Below are 24,206 nucleotides of genomic sequence, written 5' to 3'. Positions count from 1 at the left end.
TTATTTATATGAACGTTGTTTTAATTCAATATCGTTAAATTCTAATTCTTCTTTGTGTAATACTGCATCTGCAGGTTCTCCTTTGTATTCCCAAGCAGAAACAAAAGCAAAATCTTTATCGTTACGTTTTGCTTCACCTTTTTGTTCTCCATCTAACTCAACAGATTCTTCTCTAAAGTGACCACCACAAGATTCTTCCCTAACTAAAGCATCTTTAGCAAACAATTCTCCTAGTTCTAAGAAATCTGCAACTCTTCCAGCTTTTTCTAACTCAGGATTCATCTCATCTAAAGCTCCGGTAACTTTTACATTTTTCCAGAAATCTTCTCTTAAAGCTTTAATTTCTGCCATTGCTTCAGTCAATCCTTTTGCATTACGAGCCATTCCTACTTTATCCCACATAATTTTTCCTAATTTTTTGTGGTAATAATCTACAGAATGTTCTCCTTTATTGTTGATAAAGAAATCTAAACGATCTTTTACTTCTTTTTCAACTTCCTCAAATTCTTTTGTGTCGGTTGGTATTTTTCCTGTTCTAATATCATCGGCTAAATAATCTCCGATTGTATAAGGTAAAACAAAATATCCATCAGCTAAACCTTGCATTAAAGCAGAAGCTCCCAATCTATTTGCTCCGTGATCAGAGAAGTTTGCTTCTCCGATACAATACAATCCATCAACTGTTGTCATTAAGTTATAATCAACCCAAACACCACCCATTGTATAGTGGGTTGCAGGATAGATCATCATTGGAGTTTCGTATGGATTCTGGTCAATAATTTTCTCATACATTTGGAACAAGTTTCCATATTTAGCTTCTACAATTCCTTTTCCTAAATCGTAAACTTCTTTTTCTGAAGGATTAGAAATATGATGTAATTTTGCTTGTTCTCTTCCGTATCGCTCTATTGCCGATTTAAAATCTAAATACACTGCTTCTCCTGTTGCATTTACTCCGTAACCAGCATCACAACGCTCTTTTGCTGCTCTTGAAGCAACATCTCGCGGCACTAAATTACCAAATGCAGGATACCGTCTTTCTAAATAATAATCTCTTTCATCTTCAGACAAATCAGTTGGTTTTTTACGACCTTCTCTAATTGCTAGAACATCTTCCATGTTTTTCGGAACCCAAATACGTCCATCATTTCTAAGAGATTCTGACATCAATGTTAATTTTGACTGATAATCTCCAGAACGTGGAATACATGTTGGGTGAATTTGTGTATAACAAGGATTTGCAAAAAATGCTCCTTTTTTATGAATTTTCCAAGCGGCAGTTGCATTAGACCCCATCGCGTTGGTTGATAAGAAGTACACATTTCCATAACCACCGGTTGCAATTACTACTGCATGTGCAGAATGACGCTCAATTTCTCCAGTAACTAAATTACGAGTAATAATTCCTCTTGCTTTGCCATCAATTTTTACAACATCTAACATTTCGTGACGATTGAACATCTCAATCTTTCCACGAGCAATTTGACGATTCATTGCAGAATAAGCACCTAATAATAATTGTTGTCCTGTTTGTCCTTTTGCATAAAAAGTTCTAGAAACTAAAACTCCACCAAAAGAACGGTTGTCTAACAAGCCGCCATAATCACGTGCAAAAGGAACTCCTTGTGCCACACATTGATCAATAATATTTGCAGAAACTTCTGCCAAACGATACACGTTTGCTTCTCTTGAACGGTAATCTCCTCCTTTTACGGTATCGTAAAATAATCGGTAAAAAGAATCGCCATCACCTTGATAATTTTTTGCTGCATTAATTCCTCCTTGCGCTGCAATTGAATGCGCTCTTCGTGGAGAATCTTGATAAGCAAATGCCTTTACATTGTAACCTAACTCTGCTAAAGTTGCAGAAGCAGATCCACCAGCTAAACCTGTACCAACCACAATAATATCAATATTACGTTTGTTGGCTGGGTTAACTAAATTTATTTTGTCTTTATAGGTTGTCCATTTATCTTTTAATGGGCCTTTTGGTATTTTTGAATCTAAAGTTGCCATACGGTTTTTGTATTAGTGATTGAAGTGATGAAATAAAGCAATAACAATAAATCCTAACGGAATTAAGATTGCATATAGTTTACCAAAAGTTTTCAATCCTTTAGTATATTTATTATTTGCTCCAACAGATTGGAAAGCCGAATTGAATCCGTGTAAAAGGTGTAATGCTAAGAATACAAAAGCAACAACATAGGCTCCAACTCGCGCAGGGTTTACAAATTTTTCTTGTAATTCGTGAAAATAGCGTAGTTGTCCATCGTGCATTCCAGACCAATCTCCTTGGATAAATTTGGTATTGATTTCTGGAAACCAAAAATCGATAAAGTGCAATACAATAAAAGCTAAAATTGCCAAACCAGACCAAATCATATTTCTACTCATCCAAGTAGAATTTGCTGCTCCGTTGTTTTTAGCATATTTAATTGTCCTTGCGTTGTTGTTTTTTATTTCCAAAACAAAGCCCATTACAAAATGAAATACAACACCAAAAATTAAAACTGGCTGCATTACATATTGGATAAGTCCGTTGGTTCCCATAAAGTGAGACAACTTATTAAAAGTTGCTCCGTTGTCTGGAAATATTGAAGTTACGTTTATTACAAAATGTTGTAATAAGAAAAACATAAGAAAGAAAGCCGAAAGTGCCATGGCAAACTTTCTGGCAATCGAAGAATTTAAGATTCCGCTCATTTTTTGTTAGTTAAGAATTGGTACAAATTTACATCTATTGATAAGCTTAAACAAACAACTTTTTTGTTTTCTGTAGTATTTAGAATTTGTTTAAATAATTAATAGTTAGAATTTATCAAACATTTGTCGTTTTTCCATTTTCCTTTTAGAGATTTTTTAGCAATTATTTCATCATCACAAGTTAGATAATTTCGGTTTTGATCTTTTTTAATCACTTTATAATTGCCCGCCAAAATGCCGTTTACAATTCTATAAATCAATCCATTTTTTGGATACGCAACTCCTTTTTTCGTGTAAGTAACACCAACAGCATTGTTAAATAAATCCATTTCTGAAGAAACTTCATCAGGATTTTCACCATCTTCTAATTGATGTTTTTTATACTGCTGATAGTTGCTTTTTTCATGTGCTTTCCCAAGTTTTAATGCCGCATTTTTTCCAATTTCTTGGCGCAAACGCGCCATCCAATAAGCATGACGAAAAGCATCAACTTGTCCACCGCTTTTATCGCCATCTAATAAGGATGTTTTTGCAACTGAGTCTGTAATTCTTCTAGCTTCTTCGGAAATGTTAAAAGCTTTTTTTGCTTTAAAAGGATGAAAAACAACCCACGTTTTTTCTACACAAGATAGTTTTTTAAACTGCTGCCAATTAGATTGAGAAGAACTATTAAGGCTAGATAGAAAGCAATAAAAAATCAGTACTTTTTTCATAAGATAAAAGTACTGACTTCTAAATTTAGTTACTGTAAAAGACAAGTGATTATTTTACTTCTAATGTTTGTTCTTCGTTATCAACTTTTACAGTATATTTTCCTTTAGGTAAATAGAAAACTCCGTTTTGAGCTTCTTTTAATTTAATTTTTTTGTTTGCTCTTTCAAAAGCTCTTTTTCCACTTTTAGAAAAAGAAACATCGTATTTAAATGACGTAAAGCCTCTATTTGCATTTACAGAAAAAGAGTTTACCAATACGTTGTTTGCATACACAGAAACTTTTATTTTCTTCGCAGAACTAGAGAATACAGAAATGTCTAATTCTGGAGTAAATGGTGTTCCCCATCTAGTACTTCCCCAACGAGAAGAAGATCTAATAGTTTCTATATCAAATAAATGAGTTGCTTTTGATTTGTAAGAATTAAAGCTTTGCAATTTTGAGATGTTTGCTCTATAGATACTTCTTCCGTGCGTACCAACAACCAAATCTTTATCTCTTTTTTGAATCACTAAATCATGAACAGCAACATTTGGAAATCCGTTACTAAATGGATGCCAAGAACCTCCATTATCAAAAGTAACATATAATCCGTTATCTGTTCCTAAGTATAAAATATGTTCATTTTCTGGATCTTCTTTAATTACGTTTACTGGAGAAGTAGGAATGTTATTTCCAATATTTTTCCATGTTACACCATAGTCATCAGACATGTATGCGTATGATGTAAAATCATCCCAACGATACCCATTTAATGTAACATAAACACGTTCTTTTTTATGTGCTGATGCAATCACTCTAGAAACCCATAAGTTTTTTGGAAATGAACTTGAAATATTTTGCCAAGAATTTCCACCATCTTTTGTTAGGTTTACATGACCATCATCAGAACCCACGTAAATCATTCCAAATTTAAAAGGACTTTCGCTAATTGTTGTTAGTGTTCCGTACGCTACATTTCCTTTTTTCTCTCCAGAAGTTAAATCATCTGAAATAGTACTCCATTCGTTTCCTTGATTTAAAGAACGATGTAATTTATTACTTCCAAAATATACAATATCTTGATTATGCGGCGATAATAAAATTGGTGTTTGCCAGTTAAAACGAAAAGTTTCTCCTTTTACTTTACTTTTTGGTGTGATGTAAGTACGTGTTCCTTTTCCTAAATCTAAACGAAAATAACTTCCAAATTGAGAACCTGTATACACAATATTATGGTCTCTACTATCAACCTGAACTTGCATTCCGTCTCCTCCCAGAATGGATTTATGAGGGTTTTGACCCGAGCCTTCCCATCTTTTATCAATTCTTGCATTGTTTGGTCCGTACCAAACTCCGTTGTCTTGAAGTCCGCCATACACATTATATGGTTTTTCATTGTCTGCAAAAACAGAATAATATTGACCAACTGGTGCATAATTTAATTTGCTCCAACTTTCTCCATCATCATAACTCATATTAACTCCACCATCATTTCCATTAATTAAATGTCCAGACCGTTTTGGGTTTATCCAAAAAGCTTGATGATCTGCATGTACATTTTCTCTTCCGATTGATGTAAATGTTTGTCCGGCATCTTTAGATTTGTGTAAAGTAATTCCTAAAATATAAATAGCATTTTTATCTTGTGGATCAACTCTGATTTCTCCAAAATAGTATCCATAAGAAGAATACAAACTTAATTTTTCTTTATTTTTCTTTTTCCAAGATTTACCACCGTTTGTGGTCATAAAAACTTCTGCACCAGTAACCGCTGCAGCGGTAACGGCTTGAGTGCTTTGTAAAAAAGCAGGAACTTCTCCTGGTGATAAAGCACTAGATTGTACAAAGTTTTTAATGTTTAAAGCTCTGTATTTTTCATGAAAACCAAGAGATTTTAAATAAGTGTCAATTTCTTTGTTATCTAGTTTTACAAATTCTTCTGAAGTAATATTTTGAAATATTTGATTGTTTAGAGCAATCGCTGTCGGATTGTTTTTTCCTTTCGTTTCTTTAAACTCAAATTGACTGTCGTGAAGTGCATACACGGTGTTTTCATCATAAACAGCTAAACCAATTCTACCAACTCCACTTCCAGTAGGAAAACCGTTTCCAGAAATGTTTTTCCAGTTTTCTCCACCATCAACACTTTTGTAAATAGCAGAATTAGAACCGCTTCCAATAAAGTTCCATGCTTTTCTATCACGTTCCCAAGAAGCAGCATATAAAACATTAAAATTATTTGGTGCAGGTTCTATGTCAATAAAACCAGTATTTTCATCAATGTATAATTTTTTACTCCAGGTTTTACCGCCATCAATTGTTTTAAAGATTCCTCTTTCTTTATTCGAAGAATATAAATGACCAATTACAGCAATTAAAACTTCGTTTGAATTGTTTGGGTTGATGATAATTCTACTTACGTGATGCGAATCTGTTAGTCCAACATTTTCCCATGTTTTTCCATTATCGGTAGACTTTAAAACTCCAATTCCTGCATATGAAGATCTTGATGAATTTTTTTCTCCAGTTCCAACCCAAATCGTATTGTTTTTCCAATCTACAGCAATATCTCCAATGTTTTGAGTTTGAGAATTGTCCATTATTGGTGTAAACGTAATCCCGTTATTTTTTGTGTGCCATAAACCACCTGAAGCATATCCAACATAAAACTCAGTTGGATCGTTTGGGTTTACATCTAAATCGGCAACACGCCCACTCATTACAGTTGGCCCAATGTTTGTAAATTTGATGTCTTTTACAATAGAATTTTGAGTTAAAGCATCTTTTTGATTTAAAGCTTCTTCAATCTGATTAGCAGAAGTAGTTTGCTGAGCATTAATTGACGATACAACAAGCAAAGCTGCAAAAAAAGTAGTTATTTTTTTCATGATTAGTTATTTGGTGGTTAAAGTTAGTATATGTAAAAGAGATAGCAAAAATTAAATGGATGCAATTCTTAGTTTTAACAAAATGTTATCATATACGACAGAAATCAACGTACCTTTGCATAAACTCTTAAATGACAATTCCTCTTAGACGTCATTTTATAAAACACATGTATGTCATTTCAATCATTAGGATTAAACAACGCTTTGTTAAAAGCTGTTGAAAAACAAGGGTATAAAACTCCATCTCCAATTCAAAAAAAAGCAATTCCTTTAATTTTAGAAGGAAAAGATGTATTGGCTTCAGCACAAACAGGAACTGGAAAAACAGCGGGATTTACTTTGCCAATGTTACAAATTTTAGATGCTACTAGAAGTAATAAATTTAGACCAATTAGAGCGTTAATATTAACACCAACAAGAGAATTAGCTGCTCAGGTTTATGATAATGTTAGAGATTATGGAGCGTATTTAAACATGAAATCTACTGTTGTTTTTGGTGGTGTAAAAGCAAAAGCTCAAATAGCAACAATTAGACAAGGAGTAGATGTTTTAGTTGCAACACCAGGAAGATTACTTGATTTAGAAAACCAGAAAGCATTGTCTTTAAAAAGAGTTGAAATTTTAGTGCTGGATGAAGCCGACAGAATGTTGGATATGGGTTTTTTAAGAGATATTCAAAAAATTATGAGTTTGATGCCTGCTAAGCGTCAAAATTTATTGTTTTCTGCAACATTTTCTAAAGAAATAAAAGACTTAGCTGCTAAAATTCTTCACAATCCTGTTTTGGTAGAAGCTACACCGCAAAATTCTACTGCAGAAAAAGTAGATCAAAAAATATATCGTGTAGATAAAGGGCAAAAAACAGCATTAATTACAAAGTTAATTTCTGATGGAAATTGGAAACAAGTGTTGGTTTTTACTAGAACAAAACATGGTGCAAATAAACTTACCAAAAAATTAGTAGCAAGTAAAATTTCTGCTGCCGCAATTCACGGAAATAAAAGTCAAGGCGCTAGAACAAAAGCCTTGGCACAATTTAAAACAAATAATATTAGAGTTTTAGTGGCAACTGATATTGCTGCTCGTGGTTTAGACATTCCATTATTACCACATGTTATCAATTTTGAATTACCAAATGTTCCTGAAGATTATATTCACAGAATTGGAAGAACTGGTAGAGCTGGTGCAAAAGGAGAAGCATTATCTCTTGTTTGTATTGAGGAAATGGAATATGTAAGGCAAATAGAAAAATTATTAGGTCAAAAATTAGAATCAGAAGTTATTGAAGGTTTTGAACCAAATAATACTACGGAACCTGGAAAACAAAATTCTAATAAACCAAAAAAGAAAAATCATACTCCAAGAAATAATTCAAAAAAACCTAGGAATAATAGTAGAAAACGAAACGACAATCGTTCTTCTAGAAGAGATAGTAGTAAAAGAAGATAATTTCAAACAACTTTATAATCAAAAACGCCTATCAAATAAATTGATAGGCGTTTTTTAATAAAAAAAAGTGTATATCTTAGATAACTTTTACGTTAACTGCGTTCATTCCTTTTCTACCTTCTTGTAAGTCAAATTCTACTTCATCACCTTCTCTAATCTCATCGATTAATCCAGAAATGTGTACGAAATGTTCTTTGTTGTTGTCTTCTTCAGTGATGAATCCAAATCCTTTAGACTCATTGAAAAATTTTACTGTACCTTTACTCATTGTAATAATAATTAAAATAATATTAGCTGCAAAGATACTATATTTATAAACAATAAACAGATTATTTTAATATTATTTTAGCATTTATCATTTTTTTTATTTTTTATAACCATTTGAAAATCAATAACCCTTGAGAATATTACACGCTCTTTATAGTGAAACTACATTAGTTCTTTCAAAGTAAATCATAAATCTTCGTTGTATAAATTATTACATTTGTTCTTTTAAACACTTACACTTATGAAATATCATTTAATAGATAATCAACTTTTTATAAAAAATAGAGCAAAATTTATGGCTCAAATGAAGCCAAAATCGATAGCTGTTTTCAACTCAAACGATACTTTTACAACTGGTGCAGATAGCACATTGCCTTTTCATCAACACAGAGATATTTTTTATTTAAGTGGCGTAGATCAAGAAGAAAGTATTTTACTATTATTTCCTGATGCTTTAGATAAAAAACACAGAGAAGTTTTATTTGTTACAGAAACTAATGATCACATTGCAATTTGGGAAGGAGCAAAACTAAACAAAGAACAAGCAACAGAAACATCAGGAATAAAAACCGTGTATTGGTTAAGCGATTTTGACAAGGTGTTCTTTGATTTAATGACTGAAGCAGAAACAATTTATTTTAACACCAACGAACATTACCGTCAATCAGTAATATTAGAAAGTAGAGAAGATCGGTTTATCAAAAGCGTTAAAGATAAATTTCCGGCACATAATTGGGCTAAAAGCTTTCCTATTTTGCAAAATATTCGTGGCGTAAAAGAACCACAAGAATTAGAGTTGTTACAAACAGCTTGTAATATTACAGAAAAAGGGTTTAGAAGAATTTTAGAATTCGTAAAACCTGGAGTTATGGAGTATGAAATTGAAGCAGAATTTATGCACGAATTTTTACGAAATCGTTCTAATGGATTTTCGTACACGCCAATTATTGGTTCTGGTTACAATGCTTGTGTATTGCATTATATAGAAAACAATCAACAATGTAAAGATGGCGATATGTTGCTAATGGATGTTGGAGCAGAATACGCAAATTATTCTTCTGATATGACTCGTACAATTCCAGTTAATGGACGTTTTACAGATAGACAAAGAGCCGTTTACAACGCAGTAAATAAAGTAAAAGACGAAGCAACAAAAATGTTAGTTCCTGGAACAATTTGGGCAGAATATCACAAAGAAGTTGGTAAAATTATGACTTCAGAATTGTTAAGTTTAGGTTTAATTGACAAAGCTGATGTACAAAATGAAGATCCAAATTGGCCTGCGTATAAAAAATATTTTATGCACGGAACATCACATCATATGGGATTAGATACGCACGATTATGGCGAATTAAAAAAACCAATGAAAGCAAATATGGTTTTTACGGTTGAACCTGGCATCTACATTCCTGAAGAAAATATGGGAATTCGTTTAGAAGATGATGTTGTTATTCAAGAAAAAGGAGAGCCATTTAACTTGATGCAAAATATTCCAATTTTAGCCGAAGAAATTGAAGATTTAATGAATCAATAGCAAAACATAAAATAATGTTAAAAGCGAGTGTGAACTCGCTTTTTTCATTTCTAAAAAGATAAAGATTCGATTAAATTCGATATTTTCGCTTACTTCTGATAAAGCCTCATGAGTAAAAAAGCAAATAAGAAAAAACAAGCCAAAGTTTTACGAATCTTTAGAAAAGTGCATCGAATTACTGGAGCAACATTATTTGTTTTCTTTTTTGTGGTTTCTATAAGTGCATTACTACTTGGATGGAAAAAAAACAGCTTTGATTATTTACTTTCAAAAACCTATGAAGGATCTTCTACAGAATTAAAAAACTGGTTGCCAATTGATAGTTTACATACAAAAGCAAATGCCTATTTTAAAGACCACATTTCTTTAGAAGTAGCGCCTGTTGTTGATAGAATTGATATTAGAAAAAACAAAGGAACCGCAAAATTTATCTTTGAAAACTACTACGGAATTCAAGTAGATGGAGCAACAGGAAACTTGCTGCATGTAGAAAGACGTAGATCAGATTTTGTTGAAGGAATTCATGATGGCTCTGCATTAGATATCTATTTTAATACTTCTGGAGATCCAATTAAATTGATTTATACAACAGTAATGAGTTTGGCATTATTGTTATTTACCATTACTGGGTTTTGGTTATGGTTAGGTCCAATAAGAATGCGAAAAGGAAGATAAAAAAAATCAATTATGCCGTCTTTATTTTAAAATTTTTAAAAATATTTACAACTGTAAAAATAAATAAAGCAGGCAAAACCCAACCCAAACTATGTTCAGAAAATGGGATATAACTTTGAATTCCTGTTAGTTTTTCTGGGTTTATTATAAACTTTAAAAAATCTGGAATGCTAAACAAAAAGGTAACACCAACTACAGCTTTAAAAATTGTTGGAGAAGCTAATTTTTCTGGCAATACATTTAATAAAATTAAAACAATAGTTATTGGATAGATAAACATTAAAACTGGAAGCGCAATTACTATAATATAATGCACATCAAACTGGCCAATTAAAACCCCTAAACCACAACCAATAATTGCCGTAATTGTATATGCTTTTTGCGAGTTGTTAAACAATCCTTTAAAGTAATCTGAAGTACCGGTTACAATTCCAACTCCAGTAGTAAAACAAGCCAAAGCGACTAAAACACTTAAAAAAGCAGTACCGATGTTTCCTAAAGTTTGTGTACTTATACTCGTTAAGATTTCTGTTCTTGTTGCATTTTCTGCAAAAGAACTACTAAAATAAACTCCGTTATAAATTAAGCCAGTATAAATAATTAGTAAGCCAATTCCAGCTACAATACCAGCTTTAGAAATCAGTTCTTTTTTCACTTTAAAAGAAGTTTCTTTTTTAAAATTCATAGAAATTACTAAAACGCCACCAACTACAATTGCGCCAATTGCATCAAAAGTTTGATATCCTTCTAATAAACCACTCACAAAAGGAGTTTTAAAAGTTGTTGGATTTATAACTTCTGGACTTGTTGTAATACCAATAAAAATAACAGCTAATAAAATGATGATTATAAAAGGAGTTAAGAATTTTCCGATGAGGTTTAAAATTCTAGAACGATTCATTACAAACACAAAAACCAACGCAAAATAAACAGCGCTTGTTAGTAAAGATGAAGTTCCGAAAAATGGAGCAATAGCCATTTCGTGTGTTACAGAAGCAGTTCTTGGTGCTGGTAATGTTATGGAAATAGCGTAAACAATTAAACAGTAAACTAAACTAAATGTTGGCGATACTTTTTTACCAAAATCGAACATTGTGCCTTGTAAACGTGCGTGCGCTATAATTCCGAATATTGGAATAATAACTGCGGTAACAAAAAATCCAAGTGTAACTAAACTCCAACTTTCTCCAGATTGAACTCCTAAAAATGGAGGAAGTATTAAGTTTCCAGCGCCAAAAAACATGGAGAACAGGGCAAAACCAACGATTAAAATTTCTTTTGTTTTATTCAATTTAAGAAGATTTCTTGAAAAGTAATAAAATAGTATTATAAATAAGATATAAAATTGAAATACCAATTAAAACAAACTTTCCAATAGCAAAAGCGTGAGCGACTGAAGACCAATACTCTTTATAACTGCCAATTAATAATTTTATCAATGCAACGTTTTCTACTGCATCAAAAATTGCAGTAATAAACATAGACCAAATTAATAATTCACCAATCTTATAAAAGGGTTTCCCAATCCATAATCGCTGGTTTATTTTATGAATTAAAAGTGAAATAAATAATGTGTAAATCAATAAGAAAAGAAAATCATAACCTAAACTTAAGCCAGCATATGTTTTTGCTAATGGAGACCATGAGTTGATAATCTCTACAGATTTATCAAGGTTTCCTGCTAACTCAAAAGAGAAAATTCCGTATGGAGCAGAAGCGTTATCTAAAAAAGCATTAAAATATCTTAAAACAATAGCACTTAAAATTAACAAGAAGAAGAGACTAAACGTTAGCTTCTTTTCAGTTCTTTTAGTAATATTTTTAAAAGGTGATGAAAACATGTTAAAAAATAATATATACCTGAATAAAGATACATATTTTTGTTTAATGCAAAATAGTATCCTCTATAAAAACACTAAAATATCTTTTTTATCAATAGGAAAAGGTTCTACAATTGTGCTTTTGCATGGTTTTTTAGAGAATTCTTCTATGTGGAATTCCATAACAAAAGAACTTTCTAAGCAAAATAGAGTAATTTGTATCGATTTATTAGGTCATGGTAAAACAGATTGTATTGGATATATTCATTCTATGGAATTGATGGCAGAAGCCGTTGAAGCAGTTTTAAAACATTTACGAATTAGAAAACCAATTATTATTGGACATTCAATGGGCGGATATGTTGCTTTGGCGTTTGCAGAAAAAAATCCGAATAACTTAAAAGGTTTGTGTTTAATGAATTCAACTTCTTTAGCAGATGATGATGAAAGAAAAATATTAAGAGCTCGAGCAAATAAGTTAGTTCAGAATAACTTTAAAAACATGGTTCAGATGTCTTTTACGAATTTGTTTAGTGAACAAAGTAGAATTACTTTTAAAGACGATATGAGAGTTGCTTTGAAAGAAGCATTGCAAACACCTGTTCAAGGTTATATTGCATGCCAAGAAGGCATGAGAATTAGACCAAATAGAGAACATGTTTTACAGCGTTTATCATGTCAAAAATTACTTATTATTGGCAAGAAAGATCCTGTATTGGATTACGAAATTTCTTTAAAAGAAGCAAAAAATAACCATTTAGAAACGGTTGTTTTTGATGATGGACATATGAGTCATATTGAAAATAAAATTGAGTTGGTTGATGTTTTACAGCAATTTGTAAAAAATAGTAAAAGGAATTAGAACAATTGCTTTTATTTAATAGCGGGCAAAATGTTTTCAGAAATAAAATTAAACATTTTTACTTCTTGATTCGATGCATCTGTTGGTGTAACAGCATTTTCTGTTGTAGTAATGATGATTAAATCAATATCAGGAAAAACGGCAATTAATTGTCCGCCATAACCATAAGCCAAAAACAATTTATAATTGTTTATTTCTCCGAGCCACCATAAATAACCATAATTGTAATTTTTAAACGCTCCGATTTCTAAATTAGAAAAATTTGTTGAAGAAGTTAAAGATGCATTTACCCAACTTTCTGGAATAATTTGAGTGTTAAATAATTTTCCTTTGTTTAAATATAATTTCCCAAAAAGATACATTTCTCTTGGTGTAAAAAACATAGAATTTCCGCCAAAATAATAACCTTGTGCATCTTGCTCCCAAGAATCTATATCAATTTTCATTAATTTAAATAGTGTTTCAGAAGCAAAATCAAAAGTGTTCTTTTTTGTTGCTTTTGTAATAATACCAGAAAGTAAATGTGTTTGAAACGTGTTATAATTCATTGCATCTCCTGGATCATTTTTTAAAGGAAACTCTAAAGTAGATTGTATCCAATTACTAGAATTATATAAATCTGTATAAACATTGTAGTTGTCGTCAAATTCAGCTGGAATTCCCATTCGCATTTTTAGTAAATGCTCAATAGTAATATCTGCTATTCTTGTGTCTAAACTTGAGTTATTATATTCTGGAAAAAAGTTTAAAACTTTATCATTCATGTCAAAAGCTCCTTCGTTTATTGCAAAATAAGTGATTGCAGAAAGGATGCTTTTTGATACAGATTTTACATTATGAGGTTTAGATTCTGAATAATTGTTAAAATATTTTTCACCAACAATATAGCCGTTTTTAGAAATAATGATTCCGTCTACAAATCCAAGCGATATTGCTTTTTGATACGCATTGTTTAAAACATTAGAATCCATTCCTTGTGCTTCTGGAGTAGAAAAAGTAAACCAATCTAATTCAGAAGTAGAAATATCATCGTTTTCTGATTTGCTACAACCAAAAACAATAAGCAACAGAAAAAAAGGTATAAGTTTTTTTATTTTCATTTCGCAGTAAATATAGCAAAAGCAAAAGAAGAATTCTTTTTATTCTTCCTTCAACGCATTCCAACCTTGCGCTTTTAATTCCATTTCTTGGTTGGCGCGTGTCACTAAATTCATTCCTTGATTTTCTTCAGTAATATGACCAATAATAGAAAAATTTGGATTTCCTTTTATCTTATCAAAATCAGCAATAGGAACTGTAAACAACAACTCATAATCTTCGCCGCCACTTAAAGCAATCATTGTAGAATCCATATTAAATTCTTCGCAAGTAGAAATTACTTGCGGATCTAACGGAAATTTATCTTCATACAATTTACACCCAACTTTAGATTGCGAGCAGATGTGCATAATTTCGGATGATAATCCATCAGAAATATCAATCATAGAAGTTGGTTTTACCTCTAATTCTTTTAACAATCCAGCAACATCTTTACGTGCTTCTGGTTTTAATTGACGTTCAATTAAATACGTGTAATTATCTAAATCTGGTTGGTTGTTAGGGTCAACTTTAAAAACTTGTTTTTCTCTTTCTAAAACTTGTAAGCCTAAATAAGCAGCACCTAAATCTCCAGAAACAACAATTAAATCAGTTTCTTTTGCGCCGCTTCTATACACAACATCTTCTTTTGCTGCTTTACCAATTGCAGTGATAGAAATCAACATTCCTTTTGTTGATGAAGTGGTGTCGCCACCAATTAAATCTACATTATATGTTTTACAAGCTAACTGAATTCCCGAATACAATTCTTCAATTGCTTCTAGCGGAAAACGATTAGAAACCGCAATAGAAACTGTAATTTGTTCTGCAGATGCATTCATTGCATACACATCAGATAAATTTACCATTACCGCTTTGTAACCTAAATGTTTTAGCGGCATATAACTCAAATCAAAATGCACACCTTCAATTAATAAATCGGTAGTAATTACCGTTTGTTTATCAGATGCATCTAAAACCGCAGCGTCATCTCCAACAGCTTTTACTGTTGATGAATGCTTGGTGTTAAAATGCTTTGTTAAATGGTTTATCAATCCGAATTCTCCTAATTCAGAAAGTGAGGTTTTGTCTTGGTTTTTATCTTCAATCATGCCGCAAAGATACAGCAATTCTATTTGTTTTTATAGCAAAAAAAAATGCTTAAAAAGGATGATTAAATATTTGTCTGGTTGAGCGTAGTCGAAACCTACTTTTGAGAAACTATAGTTCTCGACTACGCTCGAATAGACATAATTTTTGGTTTATTTTACAGAGTAATATTTAAAAACCGGATATGCAACCGTTTTTGTTTCTACACCTTGAGATTTTAAATATTCATCAAAGAAATTCCATGAAACTAAACCATCATCAGATTGTGGTTCTAGCATGTAAAAAGCTAAATTTGTTAAAGGTTGCGCCATGTCAATCCAAAAATCACCTTTTCTAAAAGTTTGCGTTTTTGCAACATATTTTCCTTCTACAGTTGCCATATTGTGCCCTTCAAATTTACGTCTAGAATTGTTTAATTTATCAACCATAAATATTTCTCCAGTTGCTCTTTTACGACTTTTTAATTGTGTAACTTTTATTCCTTGTTTTCTTAAATGATCTACAATAAATTTCATAGATTTTGGTAAGAAATATCCTCTTGGTAATTTTGTGCTAACTGTTGCATCAAATTTTGATAAGTTGGTAACATTTGGCACGTCAATTATTTTTCCAGAACGCAAATATCCTTTCTTCCCGTCTTTTTTAACATATGGAATGTAATCATAGGTTCTGTAATTTTCTATTTTTTTATCTAATGCAACCATTTTATAACGAACACCTTTATCAACTTTTCCAGCATTTTCAATTACATTTTGAATGGCGTCTTTTTCTGCTTTTGCATTAATTGCTGCCATTTTTTTACCATTTTTATGCGTAAATTCTAAGATTTCTGCAACAAAACCATACGTTCCGTTCATTCTTTCATACAAACGATCGTGTGCAAAAGCTTCACTTAAAATTCCGACTTTATTTCGCAATCCCATTTGATTTACAATATATCTTGGATGATGATTATACGTGTAAATTGAAGTTGGTGGCCAACCTTGTCTTGTAGAATAATATCCGTAAGGACCAATTTTTACTTTGTAATTTTCATCGATATTTTTAGTAACTTCAGGAAACAAAATATCCCAGGTAAAATCATAAGGTGCTTTTTCACCAGCGTAATGATAACTTGGTGCATACGTTATTCCGTAACCATGCCAAGTTCCGTTTGTGGTGTGTAAATCTACCAACATTTCTGGATCCCATTTTAAAATTACATTTTGAATTAATCCTGCCGTTTCAAACGCTTCCATTTTAATTCCGTCTCTATTCAAATCCAATCCTTGACTGTTAGCTCTAATTCCAACTTCAACCGGACTGTCTTCTTGAGAAGGTCTTCTTCCTTGCTTCATTTTGTCGTTAGAATCTGTATTGTAAATCGGCGCAAAAATTAAAATCTGATTCTCTAATAAATGCTTTTTATTACCTAATAAAATATCGCGCATAATTTGCTGCACAATTTCTTTCCCTTCAACTTCTCCAGAATGAATATTCCCTTGAATGTAAAAAACAGGTTTTCCTGAAGCTTTCGCTTCAGCAGGAGTTGTAATTTTTGGGTTTGCTAGAATTACCATTGGAATTTTTTTTCCTTCTTTACTAGTTCCCATATATTCTAAATGCAATAAATCTGACCCTTTCTGCAATGCAGAAATAAAAGACATCACTTCTGCATAAGTAGAAGTTTTTTGATAATTAGTCTTCACAGGAACAGTAATTAAATCTTCTGGCCAAGCTTTTTCTTGTGCGGTAATTTGAGTAGCAATTAAAAATACGATTGCAGTAAAAATGCGTTTCATTAGGTTTGTTTTAGTTATGGAATAAAAGTAAGTTTAATTCCTTGTTTACAAAGTTTATAGCATTTTTTTAACAGTTCATTAACAAAAGAATGTTTTCTTAAATCAACTTTAGAAGTAGGTATTAATTTTACCAATCAAACAATCAGTTTTATTCATGTTAAAAGGCTTTGAAAATCAGATTTTGTAGTTATATTTGCACCTAATTTGGATTTAATCTATATAAGAATTATGATAAAAGTTTCAGACATCGCGAAGAAAAAAGTCATAGAATTAATGGCAGATGATGGTTTTGACGCTTCTAAAGACTTTGTACGCGTTGGTGTAAAAAGTGGAGGTTGTTCTGGTTTATCATACGATTTAAAGTTTGATAAGAATCAAGATGAAGACGATAAAGTTTTTGAAGACAATGCTATTAAAATTATTGTTGATAAAAAAAGTTTCTTGTATTTGGTTGGCACAACACTAGAGTATTCTGGAGGTTTAAACGGAACAGGTTTTGTTTTTAACAATCCAAATGCTAATAGAACTTGTGGATGCGGAGAGAGTTTTTCGTTGTAAAAACTATTGAAAGATTGAAAGATTCAAAAATTAAAGGATTGAAAAATGAAACGATTTGAAGATTTAGAAGTGTATCAAAAAGCATTTGAATTTTCAATCATCATATATAAAATAACAAGTTCAGAGTCAGATTTCGATTCCGATAAATATTGCAGAAGGTTTTGAATTACAGTCAAACAAACAATTTGTAAAATTCTTATATATAAGTAAAGGTTCTAGCGGAGAAGTTAGAAGTTTATTAAGGATTTGTGAACAACTAGGATACCTAGAAAATAAAGAAGTGAAAGAATTAATAATAGCAGTTGAAGATATTTCAAAGCAATTATCAAAATTCATTAACTATTTAAAAAGAAGTGAGATTTATTAAATTTTTTAATTTTTCAATCTTTAAATGATTATGAAGTACACAGAAGATAATTTAAGAGAAGAACTAAAAACCAAAGAATACGAATATGGTTTTTATACAGATATAGAAAGTGATAAGTTTGCAAAAGGACTTAACGAAGATGTTGTGCGTGCAATTTCTAAAAAGAAAAACGAACCACAATGGATGACCGATTGGCGTTTAGAAGCTTTTAGAGTTTGGCAACAAATGGAAGAACCAGATTGGGCAAATGTAAAGTATCCTAAACCTAACTTTCAAGAAATTGCCTATTATTCTGCACCTAAAAAGAAACCAAAATTAAATTCTTTAGACGAAGTTGATCCAGATTTATTAGAGACTTTTAAAAAACTTGGAATCTCTTTAGATGAACAAAAACGTTTGGCAAATGTTGCTGTTGATATTGTAATGGATTCTGTTTCTGTTGCTACCACTTTTAAGAAAACTTTAGGCGAAAAAGGCATTATTTTTATGCCAATTTCTGAAGCAATTCAAGAACATCCAGAATTGGTGAGAAAACACTTAGGAACTGTTGTTCCAACTTCTGATAACTTTTACGCAGCATTAAACTCTGCTGTTTTTTCTGACGGATCTTTCTGTTACATTCCAAAAGGCGTTCGTTGTCCGATGGAATTATCAACTTATTTTAGAATTAATGAAGGTGGAACAGGACAATTTGAAAGAACTTTAGTTGTTGCAGATAAAGGAAGTTACGTAAGTTATTTAGAAGGTTGTACAGCGCCAAGTAGAGATGAAAACCAATTGCACGCTGCAGTTGTAGAATTAATTGCAATGGATGATGCAGAAATAAAATATTCGACTGTACAAAACTGGTTCCCAGGAGATGCAAACGGAAAAGGTGGTGTTTTTAATTTTGTTACCAAAAGAGGAATTTGTGAAACCAACGCAAAAATTTCTTGGACGCAAGTAGAAACAGGTTCTGCTGTAACATGGAAATATCCTTCTTGTATTTTAAAAGGAAATAATTCGGTTGGAGAATTTTATTCAATTGCAGTAACCAATCATTTTCAGCAAGCTGATACAGGAACCAAAATGATTCACTTAGGTAAAAATACCAAGTCAACTATTATTTCTAAAGGAATATCTGCGGGAAAATCACAAAACTCTTATAGAGGTTTGGTGCAAATAAACTCTAGAGCAGAAAATGCACGTAACTTTTCGCAGTGTGATAGTTTATTGATGGGAAATGAATGTGGTGCACACACGTTTCCGTACATAGAAGCAAAAAATAAAACAGCACAAATAGAACACGAAGCAACAACAAGTAAAATTGGAGAAGATCAATTGTTTTATTGTAATCAACGAGGAATTGATACAGAAAAAGCAATTGCATTAATTGTAAACGGATTTAGTAAAGAAGTACTTAATAAGTTGCCAATGGAATTTGCCGTAGAAGCACAAAAATTATTAGAAATTAGTTTAGAAGGAAGTGTTGGATAATTAACGAAAAAGTTACTTTGAAAACGAATCAATTATAAAAAATCTGCTTAAAGCTTATAGCTTAAAGCCAATAGCATAAAACAATGTTAAAAATAAACAATTTACACGCAAGCATAGACAATAAAGCAATCTTAAAAGGATTGAATATTGAAGTAAAAGCTGGAGAAGTTCATGCAATCATGGGACCAAACGGAGCAGGAAAAAGCACCTTGGCAAATATTGTTGCTGGAAAAGAAGAATATGAAGTTACAAACGGAATTATTGAATTAAATGGAGAAGATATTAGCGAATTAGCTCCTGAAGAAAGAGCACATAACGGTGTGTTTTTATCGTTTCAATATCCAGTAGAAATTCCTGGAGTTTCTGTTACCAACTTTATCAAAACTGCAATTAACGAAACTCGTAAAGCAAAAGGTTTAGAAGACATGCCTGCTAAAGACATGTTAAAAATGATTCGTGAGAAATCAGAATTGTTAGAAATTGATCGTAAGTTTTTATCGCGTTCTTTAAACGAAGGTTTTTCTGGAGGAGAAAAAAAACGTAACGAAATCTTTCAAATGGCAATGTTAGAGCCAAAATTGGCAATTTTAGACGAAACAGATTCTGGATTGGATATTGATGCATTGCGAATTGTTGCAAACGGCGTAAACAAACTAAAATCTAAAGATAACGCAGTAATTGTAATTACACATTACCAACGTTTATTAGAATACATTGTTCCAGATTTTGTACATGTTTTATACGATGGTAAAATCGTAAAAACTGGCGATGCTTCTTTAGCGTTAGAGCTTGAAGAAAAAGGATACGACTGGATTAAAAAGGAATTAGTTTAAATTAGTTTGCAGTAACAGTTTTTATAACTGCTTACCGAAACTGAAAACTGAAAAGAATGGAATTAAAAGATAAAATAATAGAATCTTATGTAGCATTTGAAAATGATATCAATATGAATACAGCAATTCATGATATTCGTTCAGAAGCGTTACATAATTTTGAAAAATTAGGTTTTCCAACTAGAAAATTGGAAGAATGGAAATACACGTCATTAAATTCAGTTTTAAAGAACGATTTCAGCATTTTTCCAAACAAAGAAAATACGATTGAATTTGCAGATGTAAAGAAGTATTTTATTCATGATATAGACACGTATAAAATTGTTTTTGTTGATGGAAAATATAGTTCATTTTTATCTGACACAACTCACGAAGGTAAAGATATTTGCTTAATGTCAGCGGTTTTACCAAAACCTAAATACAATGCAATTATTGAAAAATATTTTAATAAAATTGCAAAGCAAGATAATTTAACGTCTTTAAATACAGCGTTTACAAACGAAGGGGCATACATCCGTATTCCTAAAAATGTTGAGGTAGAAAAACCAATTCAAATTATCAATTTCACAACAGGAAATGATGTTGCAACAATGGTTCAGCCAAGAAACTTAATTGTGGTTGAAGAAAATGCACATGTTCAAATTATAGAACGCCATCAAAGTTTAACCGAAAATGCAGCGTTAACAAATGTTGTTACTGAAATTTTTGCTGCAAAAAATGCAACGGTAGATTTTTATAAAATTCAGAACGATAAAGACAATGCTTCGTTAGTTGACAACACTTATATTGAGCAAAAAACAAACAGCGAAGTTTCGGTGCATACATTTTCATTTGGAGGAAATATCACTAGAAATAATTTAAACTTTTATCAAAAAGGAGAACACGTTAACTCTATTTTAAAAGGAATTACAATTATTGAAGGAAAACAACACGTAGATCATCATACGTTGGTAAATCATATTGAGCCAAATTGTGAATCTCATCAAGATTATAAAGGAATTTTTGACGAACGTTCTACGGGTGTTTTTAACGGAAAAGTAATTGTAGAAAAAGAAGCACAAAAAACAAACGCTTATCAACAAAATAATAATGTGTTGATAAGTGATAAAGCAACAATTAACGCAAAACCACAATTAGAGATTTTTGCTGATGATGTAAAGTGTTCTCATGGTTGTACTATTGGTCAGTTAGATAATGATGCACTGTTTTATATGCAACAACGCGGAATCCCGAAAAAAGAAGGAAAAGCATTATTAATGTATGCGTTTGCAAATACGGTATTAGAAAGTGTAAAAATTCCGGAGGTAAAATCTAGAATTAATAAACTAATTGCTTCTAAATTAGGAGTCAATTTAGGATTTGATTTATAAGCAACAAACTTGTTTTTGTATAAAATATAAACCACGCAATTTGCGTGGTTTTTTTATTTAATACTCTCCAAAACTCCTTTTAAAAATCCATTAATATCAATATGAGCTAAGCCCATTCTTACCACAACCAAATCTTGATCTGGAAAAACAAACACAAATTGACCTTGATATCCGCTTGCGTAAAACATATTTTTAGGAATATCTGGAAATTGTCCTTCAGCATTTAACCAAAAATGTCCGCCATAAGTTCCGTCAGAACCATTAGTCGGAATTGTAATATAATCAACCCAAGTAGCATCGAAAAGCTGTTCGCCATTCCAATTTCCTTTATTCAAATAGAGTAATCCAAACTTTGCCCAATCTCTTGGCGTTGCCCAAGCGTAAGAAGAACCAACATAACTTCCTGTCATATCATTTTCAATAAGCATAGAATTCATACCAATTTTATCGATAAATTCGGCATACCAATAATCTAAATATTCTTGATGCGTTTTAAATTTGCTTCTAAGGATTCCTGATAACAAATTACTTGTTCCAGAAGAATAATTCCAAGTCTGATTTGGCTTTCCTACAAACTGTTTTTCTGCTTGAATTTTCGTCATGTCTTTTTCTAAAAACAACATTTTAGTAACATCAGAAATTTCGTTGTAGTTTTCATCCCAAGCTAAGCCAGAATTCATTTGTAATAAATTATTGATGGTAATTTCTTTTCTATCATCATTTTGCCATTCGGCAATTGGCGCTTTATCAAACACATTAATTTTTCCTTGCGTTTGCAGAATTCCGTACACAGTACTCATAATGCTTTTGGTCATAGACCACCCTAAAATTCGTGAATCTTTTGTAAAACCTTTGTCGTATTGCTCAGCAATAATTTGGTTTTTATGAATCACAACAACAGCTCTTGTTTGTGTATTGTTTGTGAAAAGATTATCAACCGTTTTAGTTAGCTTAATGTAATTTACATTTGATAAAATCGAATCTTTTTGATCTGCATTTCCAATCGGAAACGGAGTTGTATTATCTGGTTGTGTTCTTTTTGGAGTTTCAACCTTTAACGTAGTATCAAAATCATCAGTAATTAAAACACTCCCCAAACCTTCCCTATAAATTGCAGTTCTAGTTAACAAACCAAAAACGGATGCCGAGCTTGTTTTTTGTGCTTTATTAACTTTATCTGAGCCTAAATTAATTGGAGAAAAATTATTGTCAGTACTGTCTGTAAATTGCATGGTTCTTCCAGCCAAAAACACAGATGAATTCATGTTTTTTGAAGAATATCCAGCAATAATATTTAATTTCGGATAATTATAGACAATAAGTATTAAAACAACAGAAATAAGTAAGAGCAAGCCTCTTTTTAGAATTTTCATTTGATAAACAATATAAAATAGTAGCAGTAAATATAATAATTTAACGCTTGTTATATGGATGTCTCACTTACAAAAGTTATTTTTGTATTTCAATACACAAGATGATGTTTCCAGTAGAAAAAATTAGAGCAGATTTCCCAATTTTACAAAGACAAGTTAATGGTAAGCCTTTGGTATATTTTGACAATGCAGCTACGTCGCAAACGCCAAAAATGGTGATTGATGCCATTGTTGACTATTATAGCAATTACAATGCAAATATTCATCGCGGAGTTCATTCTTTAAGTCAAGAAGCAACCGATAAATACGAAGAAGCACGACTTAAAATTCAGAAACATTTTAATGCTGAGAAAGCGAATGAAATCATTTTTACAGCAGGAACAACGCATGGAATAAATATGGTTGCCTCTGGTTTTTCTGAATTGTTAGAAAAAGGAGATGAAATTATAGTTTCTGCCTTAGAACATCACTCTAATATTGTGCCTTGGCAAATGTTGTGCGAAAAAACAGGCGCTGTTTTAAAAGTGATTCCGATGTTGCAAAACGGAACATTAGACATAAATGCTTTTGATGAAATTATTTCGTTAAAAACAAAAATGGTTTTCTGTAATCATGTTTCAAATGCATTGGGAACGATCAACCCGATAAAAGAAATTATTGAAAAAGCACATAAAGTTGGTGCTGCAGTTTTAATTGATGGTGCCCAAGCAACACCGCATATAAAACCCAATTTACAAGAATTAGATGTCGATTTTTATGTTGCGTCTGCTCATAAAATTTGTGGACCAACGGGAGTTGGAGTTTTATACGGAAAAGAAGAATGGTTGCAAAAATTACCGCCATATCAAGGTGGTGGAGAAATGATTGAAACTGTAACTTTTGAAAAAACTACCTACGCAGGTTTACCACATAAATTTGAAGCAGGAACACCAAATATTTGTGGCGGAATTGCCTTTGGAGTTGCATTAGATTATATGAACGCGATTGGTTTTGATAAAATTGCTGCTTACGAAGAAGAATTACTGCAATACGGAACTAAAAAACTACAAGAAATTGACGGAGTTGTAATTTACGGAACATCAAAAAAGACTGCTGTTATTTCTTTTAATGTTGCAGGAATTCACTCATACGATATTGGTGTAATTTTAGATAAATTAGGCGTTGCTGTAAGAACAGGACATCATTGTGCACAACCAATTATGAGTTTTTATAACATTCCTGGAACCGTGAGAGCTTCGTTTTCTTTTTATAACACAAAAAATGAAATTGACATTTTTATTGCAGCTGTAAAAAAAGCTGTGATGATGTTGAGCTAGAAACTGTTTGCTAAGTAGCAGAATTTTTATTTTTGATAACTGATAACTGA

At 31.6% G+C, this 24,206-nt stretch carries 21 protein-coding genes; 10 read left to right on the top strand and 11 right to left on the bottom strand.

The window, feature by feature from the left end; genetic code table 11:
- The 4 genes from ABDX67_RS00825 to ABDX67_RS00810 form a co-directional block, all read right to left on the bottom strand.
- Complete coding sequence (locus tag ABDX67_RS00825) at nt 1-2,016, bottom strand: fumarate reductase/succinate dehydrogenase flavoprotein subunit (RefSeq protein ID WP_347172801.1); 2,016 nt, start codon at nt 2,014-2,016, stop codon at nt 1-3.
- Nucleotides 2,017-2,028: 12 nt separating this feature from the next.
- Nucleotides 2,029-2,706: a succinate dehydrogenase cytochrome b subunit gene (locus tag ABDX67_RS00820; RefSeq protein WP_347172799.1), complete on the bottom strand. Its 678-nt coding sequence runs from the start codon at nt 2,704-2,706 to the stop codon at nt 2,029-2,031.
- Nucleotides 2,707-2,804: 98 nt separating this feature from the next.
- On the bottom strand, nt 2,805-3,419 hold the full coding sequence (locus ABDX67_RS00815; RefSeq protein WP_347172797.1) for a DUF6973 domain-containing protein: 615 nt from the start codon (nt 3,417-3,419) through the stop codon (nt 2,805-2,807).
- Nucleotides 3,420-3,468: 49 nt separating this feature from the next.
- The gene (locus tag ABDX67_RS00810) at nt 3,469-6,288 is read right to left on the bottom strand and encodes a VPS10 domain-containing protein (RefSeq protein WP_347172796.1); all 2,820 of its coding nucleotides are present in this window, start codon (nt 6,286-6,288) and stop codon (nt 3,469-3,471) included.
- 171 nt (nt 6,289-6,459) lie between these two features.
- On the opposite strand from ABDX67_RS00810, the gene ABDX67_RS00805 reads away from it, so the two are divergent.
- Nucleotides 6,460-7,737 (top strand): DEAD/DEAH box helicase, encoded by a 1,278-nt coding sequence (locus ABDX67_RS00805; RefSeq protein ID WP_347172794.1) that lies wholly within the window; start codon nt 6,460-6,462, stop codon nt 7,735-7,737.
- 76 nt (nt 7,738-7,813) lie between these two features.
- Here the strand turns inward: ABDX67_RS00805 and ABDX67_RS00800 are convergent, their stop codons facing one another.
- Entirely contained in the window at nt 7,814-8,005 is a 192-nt protein-coding gene (locus tag ABDX67_RS00800) for a cold-shock protein (protein ID WP_347172792.1), read from the bottom strand.
- A gap of 240 nt (nt 8,006-8,245) precedes the next feature.
- Between ABDX67_RS00800 and ABDX67_RS00795 the strand changes: the two genes are divergently transcribed.
- Complete coding sequence (locus ABDX67_RS00795; protein WP_347172790.1) at nt 8,246-9,538, top strand: aminopeptidase P family protein; 1,293 nt, start codon at nt 8,246-8,248, stop codon at nt 9,536-9,538.
- A 108-nt stretch (nt 9,539-9,646) separates the two neighbouring features.
- A complete protein-coding gene (locus ABDX67_RS00790; RefSeq protein WP_347172788.1) occupies nt 9,647-10,213 on the top strand; it encodes a PepSY domain-containing protein in 567 nt (188 codons plus the stop codon).
- Between the two features lie 10 nt (nt 10,214-10,223).
- Here the strand turns inward: ABDX67_RS00790 and brnQ are convergent, their stop codons facing one another.
- Nucleotides 10,224-11,504, bottom strand: a complete 1,281-nt coding sequence (gene brnQ / locus ABDX67_RS00785; RefSeq protein ID WP_347172787.1) for a branched-chain amino acid transport system II carrier protein — start codon at nt 11,502-11,504, stop codon at nt 10,224-10,226.
- A 1-nt stretch (nt 11,505) separates the two neighbouring features.
- On the bottom strand, nt 11,506-12,054 hold the full coding sequence (locus tag ABDX67_RS00780) for a hypothetical protein (protein WP_347172786.1): 549 nt from the start codon (nt 12,052-12,054) through the stop codon (nt 11,506-11,508).
- A 46-nt stretch (nt 12,055-12,100) separates the two neighbouring features.
- On the opposite strand from ABDX67_RS00780, the gene ABDX67_RS00775 reads away from it, so the two are divergent.
- Nucleotides 12,101-12,895, top strand: a complete 795-nt coding sequence (locus ABDX67_RS00775) for an alpha/beta fold hydrolase (protein WP_347172785.1) — start codon at nt 12,101-12,103, stop codon at nt 12,893-12,895.
- Nucleotides 12,896-12,906: 11 nt separating this feature from the next.
- Here the strand turns inward: ABDX67_RS00775 and ABDX67_RS00770 are convergent, their stop codons facing one another.
- From ABDX67_RS00770 to ABDX67_RS00760, 3 genes are all read right to left on the bottom strand, one after another.
- Nucleotides 12,907-13,995 (bottom strand): serine hydrolase domain-containing protein, encoded by a 1,089-nt coding sequence (locus ABDX67_RS00770; protein ID WP_347172783.1) that lies wholly within the window; start codon nt 13,993-13,995, stop codon nt 12,907-12,909.
- 39 nt (nt 13,996-14,034) lie between these two features.
- Entirely contained in the window at nt 14,035-15,084 is a 1,050-nt protein-coding gene (gene thiL, locus ABDX67_RS00765; RefSeq protein ID WP_347172781.1) for a thiamine-phosphate kinase, read from the bottom strand.
- Between the two features lie 150 nt (nt 15,085-15,234).
- On the bottom strand, nt 15,235-16,863 hold the full coding sequence (locus tag ABDX67_RS00760) for a M14 family metallopeptidase (protein WP_347172779.1): 1,629 nt from the start codon (nt 16,861-16,863) through the stop codon (nt 15,235-15,237).
- A 228-nt stretch (nt 16,864-17,091) separates the two neighbouring features.
- Between ABDX67_RS00760 and ABDX67_RS00755 the strand changes: the two genes are divergently transcribed.
- The 5 genes from ABDX67_RS00755 to sufD all read left to right on the top strand — a co-directional run bounded on the left by ABDX67_RS00755 (nt 17,092) and on the right by sufD (nt 21,467).
- On the top strand, nt 17,092-17,421 hold the full coding sequence (locus ABDX67_RS00755) for a HesB/IscA family protein (RefSeq protein WP_347172778.1): 330 nt from the start codon (nt 17,092-17,094) through the stop codon (nt 17,419-17,421).
- Between the two features lie 130 nt (nt 17,422-17,551).
- Complete coding sequence (locus ABDX67_RS13480; RefSeq protein WP_430438062.1) at nt 17,552-17,788, top strand: four helix bundle protein; 237 nt, start codon at nt 17,552-17,554, stop codon at nt 17,786-17,788.
- A 30-nt stretch (nt 17,789-17,818) separates the two neighbouring features.
- Complete coding sequence (sufB, locus tag ABDX67_RS00750; protein WP_347172777.1) at nt 17,819-19,264, top strand: Fe-S cluster assembly protein SufB; 1,446 nt, start codon at nt 17,819-17,821, stop codon at nt 19,262-19,264.
- An 83-nt stretch (nt 19,265-19,347) separates the two neighbouring features.
- On the top strand, nt 19,348-20,097 hold the full coding sequence (sufC, locus tag ABDX67_RS00745; RefSeq protein WP_347172776.1) for a Fe-S cluster assembly ATPase SufC: 750 nt from the start codon (nt 19,348-19,350) through the stop codon (nt 20,095-20,097).
- Between the two features lie 56 nt (nt 20,098-20,153).
- Nucleotides 20,154-21,467, top strand: coding sequence for a Fe-S cluster assembly protein SufD (gene sufD / locus ABDX67_RS00740; RefSeq protein WP_347172775.1), 1,314 nt, complete (start codon nt 20,154-20,156; stop codon nt 21,465-21,467).
- Nucleotides 21,468-21,520: 53 nt separating this feature from the next.
- On the opposite strand, the gene ABDX67_RS00735 is transcribed toward sufD, so the two are convergent.
- Complete coding sequence (locus tag ABDX67_RS00735) at nt 21,521-22,840, bottom strand: serine hydrolase domain-containing protein (protein WP_347172773.1); 1,320 nt, start codon at nt 22,838-22,840, stop codon at nt 21,521-21,523.
- Nucleotides 22,841-22,944: 104 nt separating this feature from the next.
- Between ABDX67_RS00735 and ABDX67_RS00730 the strand changes: the two genes are divergently transcribed.
- Nucleotides 22,945-24,156: an aminotransferase class V-fold PLP-dependent enzyme gene (locus tag ABDX67_RS00730; RefSeq protein WP_347172771.1), complete on the top strand. Its 1,212-nt coding sequence runs from the start codon at nt 22,945-22,947 to the stop codon at nt 24,154-24,156.
- The last annotated feature ends 50 nt before the right edge of the window (nt 24,157-24,206 follow it).

Source organism: Polaribacter uvawellassae, assembly GCF_039748955.1.
GTDB lineage: Bacteria > Bacteroidota > Bacteroidia > Flavobacteriales > Flavobacteriaceae > Polaribacter > Polaribacter uvawellassae.
The sequence above is the reverse complement of the archived record's forward strand: the minus strand, read 5'-3'. Positions and strand labels throughout refer to the sequence as shown.

Excerpts from the sequence above, each read along its gene's own strand:
- ABDX67_RS00825 (WP_347172801.1), bottom strand. The coding sequence starts at position 2,016 with ATGGCAACTTTAGATTCAAAAATACCAAAAGGCCCATTAAAAGATAAA.
- ABDX67_RS00820 (WP_347172799.1), bottom strand. The coding sequence starts at position 2,706 with ATGAGCGGAATCTTAAATTCTTCGATTGCCAGAAAGTTTGCCATGGCA.
- ABDX67_RS00815 (WP_347172797.1), bottom strand. The coding sequence starts at position 3,419 with ATGAAAAAAGTACTGATTTTTTATTGCTTTCTATCTAGCCTTAATAGT.
- ABDX67_RS00810 (WP_347172796.1), bottom strand. The coding sequence starts at position 6,288 with ATGAAAAAAATAACTACTTTTTTTGCAGCTTTGCTTGTTGTATCGTCA.
- ABDX67_RS00805 (WP_347172794.1), top strand. The coding sequence starts at position 6,460 with ATGTCATTTCAATCATTAGGATTAAACAACGCTTTGTTAAAAGCTGTT.
- ABDX67_RS00800 (WP_347172792.1), bottom strand. The coding sequence starts at position 8,005 with ATGAGTAAAGGTACAGTAAAATTTTTCAATGAGTCTAAAGGATTTGGA.
- ABDX67_RS00795 (WP_347172790.1), top strand. The coding sequence starts at position 8,246 with ATGAAATATCATTTAATAGATAATCAACTTTTTATAAAAAATAGAGCA.
- ABDX67_RS00790 (WP_347172788.1), top strand. The coding sequence starts at position 9,647 with ATGAGTAAAAAAGCAAATAAGAAAAAACAAGCCAAAGTTTTACGAATC.
- ABDX67_RS00780 (WP_347172786.1), bottom strand. The coding sequence starts at position 12,054 with ATGTTTTCATCACCTTTTAAAAATATTACTAAAAGAACTGAAAAGAAG.
- ABDX67_RS00775 (WP_347172785.1), top strand. The coding sequence starts at position 12,101 with ATGCAAAATAGTATCCTCTATAAAAACACTAAAATATCTTTTTTATCA.
- ABDX67_RS00770 (WP_347172783.1), bottom strand. The coding sequence starts at position 13,995 with ATGAAAATAAAAAAACTTATACCTTTTTTTCTGTTGCTTATTGTTTTT.
- thiL (WP_347172781.1), bottom strand. The coding sequence starts at position 15,084 with ATGATTGAAGATAAAAACCAAGACAAAACCTCACTTTCTGAATTAGGA.
- ABDX67_RS00760 (WP_347172779.1), bottom strand. The coding sequence starts at position 16,863 with ATGAAACGCATTTTTACTGCAATCGTATTTTTAATTGCTACTCAAATT.
- ABDX67_RS00755 (WP_347172778.1), top strand. The coding sequence starts at position 17,092 with ATGATAAAAGTTTCAGACATCGCGAAGAAAAAAGTCATAGAATTAATG.
- sufB (WP_347172777.1), top strand. The coding sequence starts at position 17,819 with ATGAAGTACACAGAAGATAATTTAAGAGAAGAACTAAAAACCAAAGAA.
- sufC (WP_347172776.1), top strand. The coding sequence starts at position 19,348 with ATGTTAAAAATAAACAATTTACACGCAAGCATAGACAATAAAGCAATC.
- sufD (WP_347172775.1), top strand. The coding sequence starts at position 20,154 with ATGGAATTAAAAGATAAAATAATAGAATCTTATGTAGCATTTGAAAAT.
- ABDX67_RS00735 (WP_347172773.1), bottom strand. The coding sequence starts at position 22,840 with ATGAAAATTCTAAAAAGAGGCTTGCTCTTACTTATTTCTGTTGTTTTA.
- ABDX67_RS00730 (WP_347172771.1), top strand. The coding sequence starts at position 22,945 with ATGTTTCCAGTAGAAAAAATTAGAGCAGATTTCCCAATTTTACAAAGA.